The following is a 19,893-nucleotide window of genomic DNA, read 5'->3' as shown; positions in this document are numbered from 1 at the left end:
CTTGATGATGGAAGTAAAGTGTATTAAACATTAACTACTTCCTTCATTTTTTGATTAAGTAATAGGTCGGCATTTTCAAAAAACACAAAAATTGAATCTATTCTTTCTTTTCGGCTTTTTTCATTGAATTTATTTGCCCTTACTTCTTCTTTTATACTAATCAGATGATTATTGAAATGACTGAGTTTCAGTAAAATCAAAACCCCTGCTAGTTTATGATGAACACGTCTGAATAAGTCGTAATTATTGTATCTTACCGCTTCAATTAATTTTCCTTTACTGTCATTGAAATCATTTTGAGTCATTTTTATGAATTGAAGGTAAGTTTCAGCATTATTGCCAAATAACTTGTCTGCCTCAGAAAAATCAATGGTCAGGAAATTATTTTTGACCACCTTAGAACTTTCTTTTGCCGGTCTTTTCTTAATTCCTTTTTTCTTTTGAGTAGAGAAATAGGATTTCAGTAATTCATAAAGTTTATCGGGATTAATGGGTTTAAGCACAAAGTCATTCATCCCCGAGGTGACCACTTTTTCTTTTGTATTTTTGGAAAGCTCAGCTGTAAGCGCAATAATGGGTATGTTTTTATAAAATTCATCTTCAATGGCTCTGATTCTTTCGGTTGTTTCATAACCATCAATTTCAGGCATTTGGATATCCATTAATACCAGATCGTAATCATTTTGCTGGATTTTATGAATGGCTTCGAATCCATCTGAAGCCAAATCCAGTTTAATTCCCCAATTGGCAGAAAATCCTTCCATTAGAATTTGGTTGGGGATTACATCTTCTACATATAAAATTCGCGCTCCGTGCAATTCTTTTTTGGGCCCGATATTCAGCCCGTGAATATTGCTTTCAACCTTATTAATTTTCTGGTCTTCTGCTACTTTATCAAACCGAAGATAAATTTTAAAGGTAGTACCTTTTCCCAATTTACTCTGAAGCTCAATTCTTCCCCCTTGTAGTTCCACCAGGTTTTTCACGATTGATAAGCCCAGGCCGGTTCCCCCAAAATTTCGGGTAGTATTTTTTTCCCCCTGTTGAAAAGGCTCGAAAATTTTCTTCCTTTTGTCTTCTGCAATACCTATTCCCGAGTCTTTTATTTCGAAAACAAGATCAGTATTCACTTCATTTTGGGTAACTTGCTCCACATTAATATCTACACTTCCCACAGAGGTAAATTTCACCGCATTACTAAGTAGGTTATTTAAAATCTGGCTTAGCCTGGTGAAATCCCCGCATACAAGTTTGGGAACTTCATCATCAATAAAAAGTCGAATTTTTAATGCTTTGTCAGTAGCCAGTGGCTTATGACTCATCCGGATACTCCAGAGCAGATCATGCAAATCGAAGTTACAGTTTTCAAAATCCAGCTTTCCCGCCTGTATCTTGTTATAATCAAGGATATCGTTGATCAGTGCCAATAAATTATCAGCAGAGAATTTCAGAGAGTTTAGGAAGTTTTTTTGATCTTCCCTCGGATGATTCTGTAATAGCAAATGTGTCATACCAATCACAGCATTCATGGGTGTGCGGATTTCGTGAGTCATAATGGAGAAAAACTCCTCTTTTTCCCGCATGCTGTCTTCGGTTTCCTTTTTTACCCTTAATAAAGTCTCTTCGGATTCTTTGAATCTTGTGATGTCGGTATCAACTCCGATAATTCCTGAAGGTTCGCCATTATCAGTGGAAAAAATCATTGCTCTGGAAATTACCCAGTAAATTTTCCCTTTTGGATTTATTTTTCTGAAAATGCACTCCAGAATTTTACCTTCTGCTTTTTCCTTCTGAAATTTCGATAGACTTTCTAAAACATTGGCTTTATCTTTTTGATAAATATTGTCTACCCAACCAAAAGCTTCTTTATCAAAATTCTGATGCTGAAACCCAGAAATTTTATAAAAACTATCGTAACTGTTTTGGCCGTTTTTATTAAAATCCCAGAACCAGATTTCCGTATTCCCTTCATTTAAAATTTTCTCCAGAATGCCCTCTTTTTTTACTTTTATCTCCTCTTTTTGAGGAAAGGCAAACAAACTGAAACCTTTTAATTTTTTTTTATGGAAATTGCCCTGCACAAATAGCTTAAAAGTGGAGGAATCTTTCTGGAATAATGGAACCGCTGAATGACCTGCCTGAAAAAATTGAGACTCTGAAATGGATTCGGTAAATCCGATTATGGTTTGATAACTTTCACTATGAATGAAATTGTGCAGTGGTTGATTGATTAATTCCTTTTCAGTAAGTTGTAAATAACTAGCAAAGGTTTCATTTACAGCTTTAATTTCTCCTGTCGGAAGAAAATTGCAATAAAGAACTAAATCCGTGTTTACCTCAGTTTTTTCTGGCTCTATATTTCTCATTTATGTGAAAAAAAGTAGTCAAATTTGGAGAAATCTAAACTTATGGATAAACAATTATTTATTTAAAAGGAAAGAAATCCCCACGTTTCCAACCTGAATTTAACTTAAAATAAAATCGGATGGAACCTTAGCCTCTTTTATCCACAATTTTTATTTAAAAAGTTTAATTTATTTTACGAATAGTTATATTTCAGTTTCACTCAATGCTTAAATATTCTCTTCATAATTTTATAATTAAATCTATTGAATGGCTAATTTTCTAAAGCTGAAAGATATTACAAGTGATAAAAATATCCTGTATAAATATTTTGAGTATATTTTTATTCCGGTTCTTATTCTAATTTATTTGTTTGCAACTGAGTGTGGGATAAGGAGGACAAATGACTCGTTGTATTACCTGGCTGCAGCAAAAAGTTTTGCCAGTTCTTTTGAGTTTATGGGACCTGATAATGAGCCATATATTTTATGGCCACCGTTGTACCCAATTATTCTTTCATTTTTTCAGCCCGATCCGCATGGTTTTTTAAGAGTTTTCAATCTGATTTGTTTAATAGCCAGTCTGTTCGTCTGGAATAAAATTGGGCAAAAATATCTTCCTTTGGGTTGGGGGAAATTTTATTTCCTTTTAATGACAATCTCTACACCTTTCATTATGGTTCACCTCTTTGTCTGGTCAGAACCATTCTTCCTAATCTTGTCCGGAGTTTACATTTTAGTATTCCAAAAATTTATGGAGGAAGGGAAAACGAAAATGATTTTATATGCCATTCCCTTTGGTTTTTTAATGGTCCTCCAAAGAACCACAGGTCTGTTTATCATCACAGGTTTTTTTATCGGTTTACTTTTATTTGATAGAAGATTGTTGTTGAAAAATATCTGGGCGATTTTAATCCATGGAATTTTAGTGATTTCAGGCTGGTGTGGGTGGTTGATTTATAATTTTTACATTAGAGGAGAGCAGGAGGCTGTTTTTTTCTTTTCCAATACACCGAGAAATCCGGAGAATGCCAAAATTTATTTTTCCTCCATCGCTACCTATTTTCTTCCTCTCCAAATTCCCGGAGCGGTCTATTTGGTCTGGATAGGTTTAGGGATATTATTTATTCTTTTTAGCCTACATTTTAAGTTGCCTGTTTTCCACAAAGTTATGTGGATTGTTTTTCTGCTTTATATGAGTTCTCTGCTCACCATGCATTTTAATGATGCCCATCGTTATCCGGTGATAATAATGCCGTTTTTCCTGCTTTCAGTGATTTTTCAGGTCTATAAGTTAAAAGGGAAACTTGGGAAAGTGGGAGAAAAAATTTTGATTGCTGGTTTAGGTTTATGGTTTATTTATCCTGTTGTAAGAATTATTTATCATACTTTTCATTGGCATGAAATAAATTGTATGAATTGAAGGATAAGTAATAATACTTATTGGAAGGCAGGCCAGTATGAAATTATTATTAAAATATAACTATTCTGCATTTTTTCTTGTTAGAAATTACCAATAAGATGCGCAATTTTTCGTGCAAAAAATATAATTTTTTTAAGTTTGATCTATAAAGTCAGGTCTATTCAAAGGTTTAAAAAACCTTTGAAGATATTATCCAAAACTACAATTATCAGATTCCTGTTTTTTAAGTGAAATCTGAAAGAAACAGGACACAATTTTTTACTAACAACCTTAGTGGCTGCAATTAAATACCACATTTAAATAAAGCCTGGTTTATTTTTTTCAAACTATCACCAATAACCTGAGATACATAATGAAATCGCTAAAAATTACTTTGGCGGTAATTGCCTTTTGCATGATGGCGGGCCATCTGCAAGCCTTTACCAAAATCAATAAAAATTCATGGAAAGCCGGTTGGATAATTTTACAAACCGGAGAAAAAAAACTCGGTGAAATTAAGTTTAATTACAAACTTGAGCTTATTCAATACAAAACTACCGAGGGGAAAATAAAAGTTTATACACCCGAGCAGATCAAAAAATTCCGGTTTTTCGATGAAACTTTTCAAATCGACCGTGTTTTTATTTCCATCAATTCAAAAAAATCCTACTATACAAAATCTTCTTTTTACGAAGTACTCGCCTGGGGTGATTTACCAATTCTGGGAAAACTGAAGTTTGAGGATTTTTCAGAAATAGAAGCTTCAAAAGCTGCTGAAGGAAATTATCAGCCAAAATTCGTGGGTTATGATTATTTCATTTTAATAGGTGAGGATTTAGTGGAAATAGCAGATTTTAGGAAAAATATTCTTCCTCAATTGAATAAAGAGGATGAACGCTTGTTGGCTTTTTGGGAGAAAGGAAAATCTGATCCAAATCCTACATTTTATTTGCTGCAATATATCACCTACTACAATAGCCTTCAGCCTGGTGATATTTTCAGGTTTGAAGACCGGGTGAATTAAAAATTAGCTCTTTTCTAAGATCAAAGCTTTTCCTTTTTCGATCAGGAAAGGCTTTCTTGTTATAAAAACTGGACTTGTATGAATATTCCCTTTATATTAGCCAGAAATAGATTTGCCATTTTTTAGATTTAACAGAAATCATGTAATGCTTTAATTCTCCCTTCTTTTTAAAGCTCCCACTTCAATCCCTGAAGTGGACAGAAGCATATTACTTATGGTTTTATTGAGTTGCCGGTAGTTTTTATACTATTGGGTGATTTCTTATTATATATACAAATGGCACTTTCAAGAAAATATGGAAGAACCTATCATTATCCCTTTTCTCCAGGAACTACAAGTGATGACAGAATCAATCACGACTACTGGGAAGATTTAAAAGGAATAAAAAAGATAGTACATACAGAAAAACTGGATGGGGAAAACACCTGCCTGAATAAATTTGGGGTATTTGCCCGTTCACATGCCGCTCCCACGGTACATCCTTGGGCCAATTACCTGAAACAGAAATGGGACTTGATCAGGAACGACCTGGGTGATTTGGAAATTTTTGGTGAAAATTTATATGCCATCCATTCCATTGAATATCAGCGTTTGGAAACTCACTTTTTTGTATTTGGAATTCGTGAGCACGACAAATGGCTATCCTGGGAAGAAACCAGATTTTATGCTGATTTATTGGATTTTCCCCTTGTTCCAGAAATAGAATTTCCGAAAGTAACGGAACGGGATAAATTCGAAAAACAGGTTTTGGAAATCGTTAATCAGCCCAGTTGGTTTGGATCTGTGGATGTCTGCACTTGTAATTCTTGCACAATGGAAGGAATTGTCACCAGAAATGTGGCAGAATATGCTGTGGAAAATTTCAGGCAAAATGTATTTAAATATGTACGAAAAGGACATGTGAAAACGGATGAGCACTGGACCAGAAATTGGAAAAGGGCTCCATTAATATGGGAGAGGAAAAAAAAGGATGAAAAAATTTAAATTGAACAAAAATGTGGAAGATAACAGATCAATATAAATGGGAATTAATTCGGGAAAAATTTTCCTGGATACGAGACATGCAGGAGGTCCCTCAGGATGAAATTTATCATGCTGAGGGTGATGTAGAAACGCATACCCAAATGGTGATGGAGGCTTTAATGGACCTCAAAGAATTTAATGAACTAAAGGAACAGGAACAACATGTACTTGTGGCTTCAGCATTGTTACACGATGTGGAAAAAAGGTCAACCACAGTAATTGAGGAAAATGGAAGAATTACTTCAAGAGGTCATGCCAAAAAAGGAGAATTTACAACCAGAAGTATTTTATACAGAGAAATTGAAACACCTTTTGGAATAAGGGAAATGATCGCTAAACTGGTGCGCTATCATGGATTGCCACTTTGGATATTCGAAAAGCCTGATCCTCAAAAAGCAGTTATTCAGGCAAGTACTGAAGTGAATACCAAATTGCTGGCCTTATTGGCTAAGGCAGATGTTTTAGGCAGAATTTGTCATGATCAGGAGGAATTGCTTTATAAAATTGAATTATTCAGTGAATTGTGTAAAGAGCATAATTGCTTTGGAAAGGCTTATGAATTTCCCGATAATTATTCACGGTTTTTCTATTTTAACAAGCAAAATACAGTTCCTGATTATCAGGCTTATGACGATACGAAATTTGAGGTAATATTAATGTCTGCTCTACCAGGCTCTGGTAAGGATACTTATATCAAAAAGCATTTGAAGGATTTTCCTGTAATTTCTTTAGATGCAATCAGGAGCAAATTGAAGATAAGTCCTACGGATAAATCTGGAAATGGGAAGGTAATTCAGGAAGCCAAGGAAGCTGCCAAAGTGTTGATGAGAAAGCATCAGTCTTTTGTTTGGAATGCCACTAATATTACCAGGCAACTTCGTTCCCAACTCATTGATTTATTTGTGTCTTACGGAGGAAAGGTAAAACTCATTTATCTTGAGGTGCCCTTTTCACAACTGAGAAAACAAAATGCAAACAGGGAAGACATCGTTCCTGATAACATAATGGAAAAGCTGGCTGGGAAGTTGGAAGTTCCGGTTGTTTCCGAAGCATGCGAGGTAATTTATGAAGTTTAAAATAGAATTGACAGAAGCCACATTTCGTGTTGGTTTAAGCAGGGTCTGCATTTTCATGACCCTGCATTATTTTAAGTCCTGTTCCGAGAAAATTGCTTAATAAAGGGACTGTAGTTTTTCCTAAACTGTTTCCACAGGAACTGGACTTTTCGGTAAAGAAAATGAAAAAGAAGTACCTTCATTTAATTTGCTGGATAAATGAATGGTGGTATTGTGTATTTCGAGGATCTTCTTTACAATGGCAAGGCCCAACCCGGTTCCATTCTTATTTGGGGTAACCACTTCATCAGAAACTTTATGGTACCGATCGAAAATAAAAGGAATCTGATTTTCAGGAATTCCCGGCCCGGTATCTTTCACCCTTACTTCAAGGTTTGTTTCGGTTTGGTGAACTGCAATCACAATTTCTCCTTCTTCAGGTGTAAATTTCAGTGCATTATCAATCAGGTTTTGGAGAACTCTTTCAATAAGGGCAATATCCGCATATACCAGGGAATTATCAGCCAGTATCTCCGACTTAATTTTAATTTTCTTTTCCTCGGCCAGTAGTTGGTATTTTTGCACAATATCCTGCACCATCTCAGCTATAAAGAAAGGTTCAATATTTGGCTTAATTTGCCTTGCTTCCAGTTTGGATAATTCGAATAATTCAGTGACCAGGTTTTTAAGTTTATCGGTGCTTTCCAAAACAATGTCCAGGTATTTTTTTCTGTTTTCCTCAGTTATATTCCCTTCCTTAATGATTAAAGTTTCAATATAGCCATGGATCACCGAAATAGGTGTTCTAAGGTCATGGGAGACATTTGCCACCAATTCCCTTCGCAAATTACCCATGGTTTTAAGGTCTTCTATTTGCTTTAAAATCGTAGCCGCCATATCATTAAAAGTAATGGAAAGCTGGGCAAGTTCATCTTTGGATTTTACCGGAATTCTGGCCTGTAAATCTCCCTGTTTAAACCGCTTTACAGTTTGGATGATATTATTTAGGTTTCTGGTAATAAACCAAAGAAAAATTAAACCTAAAATGAAGGTCGCAACCAGGGTAAAAAGGAATGCCTGAGAGCCTACTTTAAGCATGTAATTATTGTATAACATGTTGGCAACAGATTCATATTCCTCGCTGGCAAGAATAACATAAACGTACCCCAGGGTTTTCCCATCCTGATTTACTTCGGCTGCTGAAAATACTTTAGTTTTTCCGGGATTTCTGGGATCATCTCCTGAAATAAAAATGTTTCCTTCATTTTCCAGATATTCTTTAATGGGTTTGGTGCTTACGAAATTGAGTTTGATCTTTTTGTAAGGCGCCACATAATCGAGAATTTTGCCCTCACTACTTAAAATATAAATTTCAAGACTGGGGTTAATGGTCATCATCCTCACCATAATTTCATGCACATTGTCTTCACTCACATTTCCATCCTGAAGGAAAGGGGAAACTTCTGTTACTATATGCGGTGCAATTTCCTTACTTAATCTTTGATTGGTTTCCTGGAAATACAGATTAGCAGAATAGGCAGTGATGACTACATAGGCCAGACCAAGAAATACGAGAAGTAATAATAAAATTGCGGACATCCGCCAATACAAACTATTCCATATTTTTTTCATAAACGTATTCAATCAGACCAGGTGGTCATTATTAATTATTTACCAATTCATCAGAAAACCTGTAACCAACTCCCCAGGTGGTCAGAATAAATTTAGGCTCTGAAAGGTTATGTTCAATTTTTGCTCTTAATCGGTTGATATGGGCATTTACAGTATGTTCGTAGCCGCTGAATTCATATCCCCATACCAGATTGAGTAATTTTTCCCGGCTAAAGCTTCTTCCAGGATGCGAGGCCATTAACAATAATAAATCAAACTCTTTTGGCGTCAATTCTACTCTTTTTCCGTCAAGCAGTATCTTCCTGTTTTCTACATCTATTTCCAGGCCCTGATAACTCAATGGTTTAGTTTTTTTTCCGTTTTGCTCTGTCTTATCCTGCATTTGTACCCGCCTGAAAATAGCTTTTACCCGGGCAATAAATTCTCGGATACTAAAGGGTTTGGTTAAATAATCATCTGCTCCAATTTCCAGTCCCAGTACCTTGTCAATTTCTTCTGATTTTGCTGTGAGCATTAATACAGGAGTATTAATATTTCGGGCCCTTATTTGCCTGCAAATTTCAAGTCCGTCCATTCTGGGCAACATGAGGTCCAGAATAATCAAATCAAAACTTTCATTGATAGCCGTATTTAATCCTTTCAGTCCATCATACGATTTGTGAAGGGAGCAATCCAGGTCGGTTAGGTGAATTTCCAGTAAATCCACTATATTTTTATCATCCTCAATAATCAGTACATCCTTCATCTTCGGAAATTTTTAAGTAACAATCTTAAACAATAAATATCACAAAAGTGTCACAATTGATTCACAGGCTTATAAAACCTGGAATGTCTCAATGTAAATTTAACTGAGAGACTTTTTCGGAAATGTAGTGTAGAAGACAAAAGCGGGAATTTTGTCTTTAAAATATAAACAGATAGTCAATTTGGCTCCAGGCGAAATTAAAATCTAAATTGATTGTTTTCGGAGTAGTATTTTCCATTAGCTAAAAATATCATTAACTTTATTAGAAGCTAAACCTCAGGTTATCATCTAATTATTCGTCTGTAAACTTATTTCCTATTATGGAAGTAGCGAAAAGTGCATACCTTACAATTTTGCACGATAATGAAAAAGAACTACTTGAATTTGTCTGGCAGGATACCAGCAATTTGAATGATCGGGAATTTCGAAAAAACCTGGAGATGGAAAGGGATTTTGTCATAAAATTTAAACCAAAAAGAATTTTATTGCATACCCAAACTTTTCGAATGACTATTTCTGTGGAAACACAAAATTGGGTAAATAATGAAGTTCTAATTCCCTGGGCAAAAGCCGGTGTAAAAAAAGTTGCTTTTCTCATGACTGAAGAATGGATTGCCCAATTGTCCATTGAGCAGGCCATGAATGAAGATACTTTACATAAGTTTGATACAAAATATTTTAAAAGTAAGAAGGAGGCCTTGGTGTGGTTGCTCGCCTAATTGTTAGTGGTTTTGTATAGCATAATCTACAATGGAATGCTAAATTAGAGGGCACAAAAAAATCCCGTAATGCTTTTAAATCTTCCCCAAATTTCTATCCCAGGCATAAAACCAATTTGTTTTTTAGTTTTTCTTGCCCTGGTTTCCTGTAAAAATGTTCGAAATTCAACCATCACAATAAAAGAAGATTGGAAAGTACATTTTATTGATAGCACGCTTTATGGCGCAGACGGTATCAGAAAAGGTTTTTTCAACAATGATTCCATTACTGACTTCATTGTGGGTGGTGAAGAATATGGTGCAACAAGAGTTTATCTCGGATTAGAAAATGGAGCATTTACCCAAATTGAATTTCCTTCCCCCGATGTAGAAGATGCTATTTTTCACGATATAAATAATGACGGAAAACAAGAAGTTTTTACTTTTTCAGAAGGGAAAAGCCAATATATAGGATTCCATTATTTGGATGACCATGATGTTTGGAATCATCAAAAAATTTCTATTTCAGAAGATGTAAAATGGATGTATAGTGCTTGGGCCGATCTGGATAATGATGGTTCAAAGGAAATTGTGGTAGGCTCCAAAGGGGAAAATGGAATGATCGGGTTTTTAAAACCAATTGGAACTCAACTCCAATCATTAGAATGGCATTTAGTAAAATTAGCAAATTCGGGATGGATAATGAGTATTGAGTGTACTGATTTGAATGATGATGGATTGCCGGATATACTGATTTCTGATAGAAAAGGGATTGAAAATACCGGGATAAAATGGTATAAAAACCCGGGGGGAAATATTGAGAAAAATTCCTGGGAAGAACAGGTTTTGGGACTTAAAGGTAAAGAACCGATGTTTTTAACTCTTACAGATTTTAACAAAGATGGTTTGGAAGATTTGTTGGTGGCTGAAATTCACGGAGGCGTATTTCTTTTGAAAAGAGAAAACAAAGCAGAAGTAAAATACAGGGAAGAAAAGCTTTTTGAATATCCAGATTTTGCAGGAGGAAGGGGAAAGTCTGTTGCCTGCCTGGATTTGAATAATGATGGAGAAAATGAAATAATTACTTCTTATGAGGAGGCTGAAGATAAATATGGGCTGATTGCTTCAAAATTTGATGATCAGGACAAAGAATGGAACCATTGGAAACTAAGTTCCATTAAAGGAATAAAATACGATAAAATTCTACCCCATGACATGGATAGTGATGGGGATTTGGATTTGCTCAATACCGAGGAAAGGGAAAATAAAAATGGCTTGGGTGTCATTTGGTATGAAAACCCAACTCTAAACAAATAACCTGTTGTCAAATTAAAAACCTACAAAAATGTTAACCAGATCACATCCTGTACTTGCGTCATTAAATGTGCCCAAAACAGTTGAATTTTATGAAGAAAAACTCAACTTTAAATCCACCTGGAAAGATGAAAATTACGGAATTGTGGTGAGAGATAATATCGCCATACATTTCTGGCATTGTAATGACAAGATTTTTCCGGAAAATACGAGTTGCTATATAGAAGTAACTGACGTAGATGGATTATATCAGGAAATGACAAAAGCCGGAGTGGTGCATCCTAATGGACCGTTAAAAGACCAACCACATGGCATGAGAGAGTTTGCCATTCTCGATTTGGATGGTAATTTGATTAAATTTGGTCAGGAAATAACCTGATTAACAAAATGTATTCACGGGATTATTTCATAGCACATATCCATAAATATATTCCCCTGGATGAAAGGGAAACAGAATTTTTACGATCATCTGTTTTCATAAAGTCATTCAAAAAAGGGGAGTATCTGCTTAAGGAAGGACAAGTTTCAAAGGAGTTTTTTTTCAATTTAAAGGGTTGTGTAAGGCTGTTTTATGTAGTAAATGGAGAAGAAAAATCATCTTTTTTCTATACAGAAAATAACTTTATCAGTTCCTACGAGAGTTTTGTTCATCAAACACCGGCAAAGCATAATTTCCAGTGTATAGAAGATTGTGAATTAGTGGTCATTACCAGTGAGAGCGCTTCTCAATTGCTGAAATATTCTCCCAAATTCGAATCTCTGGCAAGGATTGTCATGGAAGAGGAACTGGTAATTTATCAAAATATGGTAGCCTCTTATGTTACACTAAATCCCGAACAAAGATATCAGGCTTTTTTAGCAGAAAATGGCGAATTAATGCATAGAATTCCCCAACACTTTATTGCTTCATACCTGGGTGTAAACGCAGAATCCTTAAGCCGGATAAAAAAGAGATTATACGAAAAGGACAAAAAATCTTAACCAAAGTCAATGGAGGAAGTAACCTGTCAGGTTTTCTTTGTAAGTAAAAAAAGTTATGAAGAAAATATATCTGATATTAAGTGTTATTGGGTTTATCCTGCCCAATATATTTGTAGCACTGGAATCAATAGAAAGTGGGAATATCCTTTTGTGGTATAACATTCCGGAAACTTTCAGGGCAATGTTTATCAACTATATCTCCTCCGCTTTTGTAGTTGATTTATTAGTGGTAGTTCTTATCTTCTTTGTGTGGTCATATCATGAAGCCAAAAAGTTTAAAATCAAAAATCTTTGGTTGATTTGGGTGCTTACCATGGCTTTTGGTTTATCTTTCACTTTTCCTTTTTTTTTGTATTTGAGGGAAGGAAAAATCAAAATTTAATTTTGGATTAGTTTGTTAACTACTGTGAATAATTGGAGTGTGATTCAACGAAAAGTTAATTCATTCGTAAGTTCAGTTGTTAGTTTTGATTTTTTAATTATTCACTAATCAATACTTAAGAAATACATTTTTAAGTGAAGTTTAATTCTGACAAAAATCAGATTGCATTTTTTAAATAAGCTTATTTTCATTTCGTAAGGATTCACTTACCATAAAATTTTATTCAATTAGCATATCAACAAGGGCTGAATAATCTATTCAAACTGGAAAATGAAATTCAATTGTATTGAAGTAGTTTACCTGTGTTCATTTTCTACTTGAAGAGATTGTATTTTTTTAATCCTTGTAGCAACATTTTCTGCTATCAAATCAAATGTAAATTTTTTGTCTACTGGAGTATTTCCAACTTTTTAAATTTAATTTTAAAATACCATGAAAAAGTATTCATTAATTTTATTTATTACATTTTTGATTCCCATTTTATTTAGCTGTGAAAATATTATATCACTGGAAAAACCGGAGGAAGATTCTTTAAATAAAAGCGCAAAAATCAAATTAATTGAGGTGGATGTCCCAGACTATGTTTTTAGTCTTGCAAATGAAGTAATCTCATTTAAAACATCTTCTGAAGAACTGAAAGAAGGAGAGAAAGAAGAAGTATCAGTAGATATTTCCTCCTTGCGGAAAAAAATAAAAATGGATTTCGATTCAGTAATGGTGGTAGAAGAAAATATGAAAGGAGAATTTACCACCTTGATTTATAAAGTAGGAGCAGAAAATTTTTTTGAGGCGAAAATTATTCATGGTAACATTTATCACATTTATGCGAGCCTGGGCAGTCTTTACTACAATTCATATACAACTATAAGCGATTTGAGTGCAATATTTGAGGATTTAAAACCTAGGGTGCTCAATCAAATATGTTTTTTAATACTTTGCACAAATGATTTTTTTTATGCTAGCGAATTATTTTCCAGAATCCCTGAATTAGAAAAATATCAAGAGAGGTTCAACTTCAGGGGAAGAGTTATAGGAAATCTACCTGTTTCTAATCCATGTAGAGATTGCTTTTCCAACCCTCGAGTTATTCCTCGTCTACCATATGCTCCAGGGAGTGGTACACCTGGGGGAGGTTCTGGAACAGATATTATAGATTTGGTAATGCAATATAATCCATTTCCAGGCGATAGTTTGGACCAAATTTATAAAATTAATGCAACAGCAGGCGGACGGCTTATTAACCTGTCAAATAGCAGGTTCAATGATAGGGAACCAGATGTTTCAGATGATGGCAGTCTAATAGTTTATTCCACAGAACAAGTAAAGGATACCATTCCAGGTCGATTTGGAAGTATGAAAATTGTTCCAGGATTAGCTATTATGGAGGTAGATGGCACTAACCAATTTGAAATTCCTGGTGTTTTTGGAAATGAGCCAAAATTTGTAAGTATTGATGAAGGAGGTATAGCAACTCTTGTGTATAAAAGGTTTGAATTCGGAGATATTACCTCATCTTTTTATGGCAATATATATAAATTAGAATTAGACATTCCCTCAAGAACAGTCCTTTCAAATACTCTTATCAGGCAAGGTGGAAGTCATGTTGAGTCGGACTATATATCTTTTGATGCAACTAATGAAGGTGTGCTAGTTTATAATTCTTTGATAAACCTGGAAAGTCAATTTTATAAAACCGCCAGTTTGGATATTTTAAGCCCCTCAAGTACTATTGATGAATTTAATGTCACATCTTCTCCTGTATTTGGGAATAAGTATGGAAAACCAACAATTAGTATTGATGGAACAAGATTAATGACCAATTTTTATGAGTCCTCCTCAATTAAGTCAATAGAGATTAATGAACTGCATTCGGATGGAACTTTTGGTATAAACCTTTTCTCCCATAATGTAAGTGATTTGGTTTCCCATGCCACCTCTTTTGGAAATACAGATTTTAATTCGGATAATTTACTTGTGCTATTTTCTGCTAATGGGGTAATTTATAAAATGAATACTGATGGTTCAGATATAATATCCCTTACCTCTACTCGAGCATTTGCAGATTATCCAAATTTTATTCCTTAGCAAATAGGATATCTAAATTTATGTTGAAAGTTAATCAGGAGAACTGAGTAATAACGGAAATTAGTATATTCAACCAAAAGGCAAGTTGCGAAAGCAATTTGCCTTTTTTTCGAATAAATAAAAAAACTCTCCTTCAATTGAACCTTTAGGTTTTTCGGGTGTACTGGTGCATAAATTACTTTCAACTAAAAGTTTAAATATGCATTTGCTACGGTACATCATTATTTATGGCTTAATCGGGATCTTCTTTCAGGGGAATTTATTTGCCGCTCCTGAGAAAATTTATGATAAAGTACATTTTATTAGAGATATCAATTGGTATAAAAACCAGGCTGTGGAGTGGGAAGGCCTGAAAAACTCAAATCCCAAAAATGAAACAGCCTGGTTAAATTTTTTTAAAGCACATCTTTTTGCAGATTCCAATACGCAGGAATTATCCACTTTGCTGGAAGAAATGGCTAAAGCAATTCCCAACTCCGGAACCCTGAATTATTGTCAATATTTATGGGATGAAAAAAAGGCTTATCCTTCCAATAAAATTCTTTATGGATATCAGGTGGAGAAGGAAAATACAGCACTTTTTGGTGATTTGGTTTTGTATTATGCTTCGCAGGGTGAAAAGGAACAAAGAGAAGCTTTTGCCCAAAAAGTTTTTGAATCTAACCTGCTTTCTCCCAATTACCTGAATTATTTTTATAACGTGTTGATGTCTGTTGGGGAAAATGGATATCTGGTAACCCATTCTAAAAACACCTATTTACCACTTCAGGTTTTGCAGGATGTGAAAAAAACCAGGAATGATGTGAAGTTGGTGAACCTCAATTGGCTAAATTCTTCTGTTTACCAGGATTTTCTTGTCGAGCAGTTAGGGTTAAACTCTTTGGAAATCAAATCTCCGATCTCTCCCTCCAAAGACCAGTTTAATTATATTATAAGACAATTGGTAGAAGATAATCCTGAAAAAGATTTCTATTTTGGATTATCTATGTCCTCTTCTTCTCTTTCCCAAATTAAACAGCAATTATATCTTGTGGGGCTGGCTTCCCAATATAGTCCTGAGCGAATTGATAATTTAAAGATTCTTCAGGATAATTTTGAAAATAAATTCCTGACAGATTACTTAAAGGAGAGCTTTTATAATGAACCTCCCTTTTCCACAGCAAGGATATTGACACAAAACTATTTAAGCCCAATTTATTTATTATCGAAAAAGTATCAGTCTTCCGGGGAGTTGGAGAAAGCACAAAAAATTAGCTTATTAGGTGCAGGAATCGCTGAAGGAATTGGAAAAAAGGAGGTTTTTGAGGATTTAATTTCTACTCAAAATTCCAGTTTTAGTGATGGTAAATTATTTGACCTTGAAATAAAGGAGCTGGAGAAAAAACAAAAGCAGGTAGATGGTAATTTGTATGCAAGTGCATATGAATTGACTAATAAGGAATATAATATATTTTTATATTGGTTGAATAAAAATAATATGCAGAATGAGTTGGAGAAATGCAAAGTTGACCTATCTCATCTTGAAGGAGATTTAAAATCAATGTTTAATTTTTATCATAAAGAATATAAATACAATAGCCAACCAGAAATAAATAAGGAAAAAGATTTTTTGAACTATCCATTCAGTAAGTATCCCATTATCAATATATCCTATGAAGCAGCAATTCTTTATTGTGAATGGTTAACAGATCAATATAATCGTAACAAAAAAAGGAAATTTGAAGAGGTTAAATTCAGGTTGCCCAATCTGGAGGAATGGCGTTTGGCAGCTTTGGGACATAAAGGAAATACCTATATCTACAAGAAGGAATCTTATGACATGGATAATCTAAAACTGGATTATCCTTGGTGGGCCTTTGATCCTCAGAAAAATTTTGGAGGTCAGGCATTCAATGAAAAGGGATGTTACCTGGGAAACTTTAAAGTGGAGGGACCTTGTGGTTGTCCTGCATTAATAAACTCTAAAGTTTGTGATGGATTTAGTTATTCTGGACCAGTAGGTTCTTATTTTTCCAATAAAATTGGATTGTACGATGTAGTTGGCAATATTGCTGAAATGATTGAGGATAAGGGAAAGGCTTGTGGAGGAAGTTGGGGACATCTGCCAGAAAACTCGAAAATTTCTGATGTGATGACTTTTGAAGGTGTTGATGAGCGGGTAGGTGTAAGGATATTCATGGAGGTAATAAAGGAATAAACTCCAAGAATGTAACTGGCCTAAATACTAACTGAAAACCAAAATAGTAGTGAAAAGATGGCTCGGTAAAAATTACCGGAAAAAATCTGATGAATCGTTGATGGAGCTACTCAAAAAGGGAGATAAATCGTCCTTTGAGGAGCTCTACAAACGTTACAGTAAGCGGTTGTTATTCTATTTTTATAAAATGCTATGGCAGGATGAGCCGAAATCCCAGGATTTTTTGCAGGAGATTTTTATAAAGATAATTGAAAAACCCGAGGCTTTTCAACAAGGAAAGAAGTTCTCCACCTGGATTTTTTCGGTGGCTCATAATATGTGTAAAAATGAATACAGAAGAAAGATCAATAGAAATGAAATTGCCCTGGAAACAGATCATGAAAAACTATGGTATGATTCGGAATGGCAATTTGATTTTGAGCAAAATTTATTTAAAAAGCAATTTAATATGGCTTTGGAAAAACTAAATGACAATCAAAAAGCGGTCTTCATTTTTAGATATAAAGAAAACCTATCTATTCTGGAAATTGCTGAAATTCTGGAATGCTCTGAAGGAACTGTGAAGTCAAGATTGTATTATGCTTCGAGAAAATTAGCAGAATTACTTAAGAATTTTTCTCCGGTGAATTGAGTATTAGTACCTTATAGTTTTTAAAACCATTTATTCTATATAGATATGGAAAACCTAGACGGGATAAAAAATTATGAAAAGTTAGAAGTATTGTTACTGAAATGTCCTTTCAGTGAATTATCCGAGGAGGAAAGGAAAAATGCAATGGTTTGGGCAGGTTCGCAGGAAAATTTTGACGGAATGCGGAAATTGCTTTTGGAAGGGAAAAATGTTTTGGATGAAGAACGTTCTATTGTTCCTTCTCCAGAAATTTACAAAAGCCTTTCTGGTGAATTTTCTCTTCGAAATCAATCATTAAAGGGTATAGATACCAATTTAAATACTTTGATGAGATATCCTGTACCCCTTTATCGGATAGGAATTGCGGCTATGATTGTTTTAGGTTTTTTCCTTCTTCTGAATCAGAAATCGGTGCAGAAAGAAGAATTAGACCCGAAAATAGTTATTCGGACAGATACAGTTTTTCAGGTTAACAGACAAATTGATACAGTCTATTTGGAAAAAGAAATTGTGGTAGAAAAACCAGTTTATGTTACTCAAAATATAGAGGAAGAGGAAATGTATTCAGATGAATTTGCTGAAAGGTTTGAAGAAGATCCATTTTTAGATTTCCAGATCCAGAAAGATTTTTATGAAGGAACTGTGGGTATCACCATGGAAGAGGACAGCACTTTTATGGAATTTCAGGCTAAAGGAATATAAACAGGGTATTTTGTTTACTGTTTTACCCCAACAGCAAAAACCTCGATCCTTTTGAAATAGTAAAGGCAATGTTTTCCGATACTTTTTCCCCAGCTTGTTGAATGGCTTCTTCTACTGATTGATGATCGAAAAAGTGTGCAGCTAAAAAATAACTGGCAAATGCATCTCCCGATCCTCCAAAATTTGCCGGGATTTTCTTTTGAGGGAAGTCTTTGGTTTCAGGTTTGGTGACTAACCGGTTGGTAAGATAATCACCATTTTCCAAACTGGTCACTACAAATTCGAGCTGGGGAAATTTTGTTCCAAATTCCTCAATAAATTGGTCTTGATCCTTGGCTAAAGGGCTATATGTTTTATTCAGGATTAAAGCAATTTCTGTAATATTGGGCAGAGCAAAATCTGCAAGTTGCAAAAGTTTCCCCCAATTATGGATAATCGGTTCAGGTACATAGGCTTTTCCATGATCTCCACAAACCGGATCAATGACAATGTATTTGAAAATAGACCTGTATTTTAGTATAGCTTCCCGAATGAGATCAATTTGTGAAGCATCCTTTAAATAGCCAACATATAAAATCAGGGATTCAGATTGTTCCATGGCCAATTGTAAAGTACTATCTAATAACTCATCAAAGGGAATGGAAAACTTTTGAAAACCTTTTACACTGCCAATGCCGGAAAGTACCAAACTGGGTACGGGAATGACATCCGTACCCAGTATGCTCATGACCATTTTTAATCCTGCATTTCCTATGGCAGGCAGACTATTGATAGCTAAAACTTTTTGTGATGACATGAATTATATCGAACCGATATTGGTTTTTTCCTAATTCTCAGCCTCCTCTTCCTTTTCATCTGAAAGTTGATTGCTGATCTCATCCAATTTTTCCCAATCTACCATATCGAAAGTACCCACTTTTGGAATAATCTGGATGATAAATCGCTGGTTTAGTTTTTCATTTCCCACAACTCTTCCAACTCCACCTGTTCCACTTCCAGAGATAATGACTTCAATGATATCAGGGTCGAAATTAATTCCTTGTTTTTTCCACAAATTGTATAATTCCAGTGCCCTGTCATAACTCAGTTGATAGTTCTTGGCATAATTATCCTTAGAAGCACTTCCTTCCAAAACCAGCATATATTTAATATTATCAGTCACATCCAGACTGTCAATGAGGCGTTTGAGCTCCAAACCTGCATGATAAAGCAAATCGTGATATTGCTCTCCAATATAGGATTTACCCGTAGGAAACTGAACCTGTGATTTTAGAATATGTCTTTTGTATTCTGGCTGATATTCAAAATACAACGGATCGAGTCGGGAAATTGCTTCTTCCATTTCCCTTAGTTTTCGGTATTCTTCCTCCATTACAATTAGTCGGCCCCTTTCCGCATCTAATTGCTTGATAAGTGTATCCGCCAGTGCTCTTTGGGAAACAAGATAGCCCCTTAGGTCTTCCACTTCTGCCTCACTATTGGCCAATTGCACACCTCTCACAGAAAGTTCCTCTTTCAGAATTTCCAACCCCGTGGCCTTGTCTTTAAACATTTTATAACTGAGCACAAACAGCACCAATGTGATGATAAAAAGAGCGGTCATCAAATCGGCATAACTTGCCCAGAATATATTTTTTGAACTGTCTTTCATAATAAATTTTAAGCGCTTAATTAAATTTA

18 protein-coding genes are annotated in these 19,893 nt (G+C 34.8%); 13 read left to right on the top strand and 5 right to left on the bottom strand.

Features of this window, described 5'->3' with window-relative positions; all coding sequences use genetic code 11:
- Positions 1-23: 23 nt before the first annotated feature.
- Positions 24-2,366 (bottom strand): ATP-binding protein, encoded by a 2,343-nt coding sequence (locus A3EM_RS46460; RefSeq protein WP_020532272.1) that lies wholly within the window; start codon positions 2,364-2,366, stop codon positions 24-26.
- Positions 2,367-2,613: 247 nt separating this feature from the next.
- Between A3EM_RS46460 and A3EM_RS0131610 the strand changes: the two genes are divergently transcribed.
- From A3EM_RS0131610 to A3EM_RS0131590, 4 genes are all read left to right on the top strand, one after another.
- Complete coding sequence (locus A3EM_RS0131610; protein WP_020532271.1) at positions 2,614-3,765, top strand: hypothetical protein; 1,152 nt, start codon at positions 2,614-2,616, stop codon at positions 3,763-3,765.
- 352 nt (positions 3,766-4,117) lie between these two features.
- Entirely contained in the window at positions 4,118-4,768 is a 651-nt protein-coding gene (locus A3EM_RS0131600) for a hypothetical protein (RefSeq protein ID WP_020532269.1), read from the top strand.
- A gap of 276 nt (positions 4,769-5,044) precedes the next feature.
- Positions 5,045-5,752 carry an RNA ligase family protein gene (locus tag A3EM_RS0131595; RefSeq protein ID WP_020532268.1) on the top strand — a complete coding sequence of 236 codons (708 nt, stop codon included), beginning with the start codon at positions 5,045-5,047 and terminating at the stop codon, positions 5,750-5,752.
- Positions 5,753-5,763: 11 nt separating this feature from the next.
- Positions 5,764-6,867: an AAA family ATPase gene (locus A3EM_RS0131590; protein ID WP_020532267.1), complete on the top strand. Its 1,104-nt coding sequence runs from the start codon at positions 5,764-5,766 to the stop codon at positions 6,865-6,867.
- A 120-nt stretch (positions 6,868-6,987) separates the two neighbouring features.
- On the opposite strand, the gene A3EM_RS0131585 is transcribed toward A3EM_RS0131590, so the two are convergent.
- Positions 6,988-8,478: a sensor histidine kinase gene (locus tag A3EM_RS0131585; protein WP_020532266.1), complete on the bottom strand. Its 1,491-nt coding sequence runs from the start codon at positions 8,476-8,478 to the stop codon at positions 6,988-6,990.
- Positions 8,479-8,509: 31 nt separating this feature from the next.
- Positions 8,510-9,223: a response regulator transcription factor gene (locus A3EM_RS0131580; protein ID WP_020532265.1), complete on the bottom strand. Its 714-nt coding sequence runs from the start codon at positions 9,221-9,223 to the stop codon at positions 8,510-8,512.
- A 320-nt stretch (positions 9,224-9,543) separates the two neighbouring features.
- Between A3EM_RS0131580 and A3EM_RS0131575 the strand changes: the two genes are divergently transcribed.
- From A3EM_RS0131575 to A3EM_RS0131535, 9 genes are all read left to right on the top strand, one after another.
- A complete protein-coding gene (locus A3EM_RS0131575) occupies positions 9,544-9,942 on the top strand; it encodes a hypothetical protein (RefSeq protein ID WP_020532264.1) in 399 nt (132 codons plus the stop codon).
- A gap of 69 nt (positions 9,943-10,011) precedes the next feature.
- Complete coding sequence (locus A3EM_RS0131570; protein WP_020532263.1) at positions 10,012-11,238, top strand: FG-GAP repeat domain-containing protein; 1,227 nt, start codon at positions 10,012-10,014, stop codon at positions 11,236-11,238.
- A 28-nt stretch (positions 11,239-11,266) separates the two neighbouring features.
- The gene (locus A3EM_RS0131565; protein WP_020532262.1) at positions 11,267-11,614 is read left to right on the top strand and encodes a bleomycin resistance protein; all 348 of its coding nucleotides are present in this window, start codon (positions 11,267-11,269) and stop codon (positions 11,612-11,614) included.
- Between the two features lie 8 nt (positions 11,615-11,622).
- Entirely contained in the window at positions 11,623-12,216 is a 594-nt protein-coding gene (locus tag A3EM_RS0131560) for a Crp/Fnr family transcriptional regulator (protein WP_020532261.1), read from the top strand.
- 55 nt (positions 12,217-12,271) lie between these two features.
- Positions 12,272-12,598: a DUF2834 domain-containing protein gene (locus tag A3EM_RS0131555; RefSeq protein WP_020532260.1), complete on the top strand. Its 327-nt coding sequence runs from the start codon at positions 12,272-12,274 to the stop codon at positions 12,596-12,598.
- A gap of 432 nt (positions 12,599-13,030) precedes the next feature.
- Positions 13,031-14,683, top strand: a complete 1,653-nt coding sequence (locus tag A3EM_RS0131550; protein WP_020532259.1) for a TolB-like translocation protein — start codon at positions 13,031-13,033, stop codon at positions 14,681-14,683.
- A 199-nt stretch (positions 14,684-14,882) separates the two neighbouring features.
- A complete protein-coding gene (locus A3EM_RS0131545) occupies positions 14,883-16,880 on the top strand; it encodes a formylglycine-generating enzyme family protein (protein ID WP_020532258.1) in 1,998 nt (665 codons plus the stop codon).
- A gap of 49 nt (positions 16,881-16,929) precedes the next feature.
- A complete protein-coding gene (locus A3EM_RS0131540) occupies positions 16,930-17,511 on the top strand; it encodes an RNA polymerase sigma factor (protein WP_026210699.1) in 582 nt (193 codons plus the stop codon).
- Positions 17,512-17,556: 45 nt separating this feature from the next.
- On the top strand, positions 17,557-18,213 hold the full coding sequence (locus A3EM_RS0131535) for a hypothetical protein (RefSeq protein ID WP_020532256.1): 657 nt from the start codon (positions 17,557-17,559) through the stop codon (positions 18,211-18,213).
- A gap of 22 nt (positions 18,214-18,235) precedes the next feature.
- On the opposite strand, the gene A3EM_RS0131530 is transcribed toward A3EM_RS0131535, so the two are convergent.
- Both A3EM_RS0131530 and A3EM_RS0131525 read right to left on the bottom strand, forming a co-directional pair.
- Positions 18,236-19,009, bottom strand: a complete 774-nt coding sequence (locus tag A3EM_RS0131530; protein ID WP_020532255.1) for a bifunctional hydroxymethylpyrimidine kinase/phosphomethylpyrimidine kinase — start codon at positions 19,007-19,009, stop codon at positions 18,236-18,238.
- 30 nt (positions 19,010-19,039) lie between these two features.
- A complete protein-coding gene (locus A3EM_RS0131525) occupies positions 19,040-19,864 on the bottom strand; it encodes an OmpA family protein (protein WP_020532254.1) in 825 nt (274 codons plus the stop codon).
- Between the last annotated feature and the right edge of the window lie 29 nt (positions 19,865-19,893).

The sequence above is a fragment of the Flexithrix dorotheae DSM 6795 genome (assembly GCF_000379765.1).
Classification (GTDB): Bacteria; Bacteroidota; Bacteroidia; order Cytophagales; family Flammeovirgaceae; genus Flexithrix; species Flexithrix dorotheae.
Note: the sequence above shows the minus strand (reverse complement) of the source record. Positions and strands in the feature narration are given on the sequence as shown.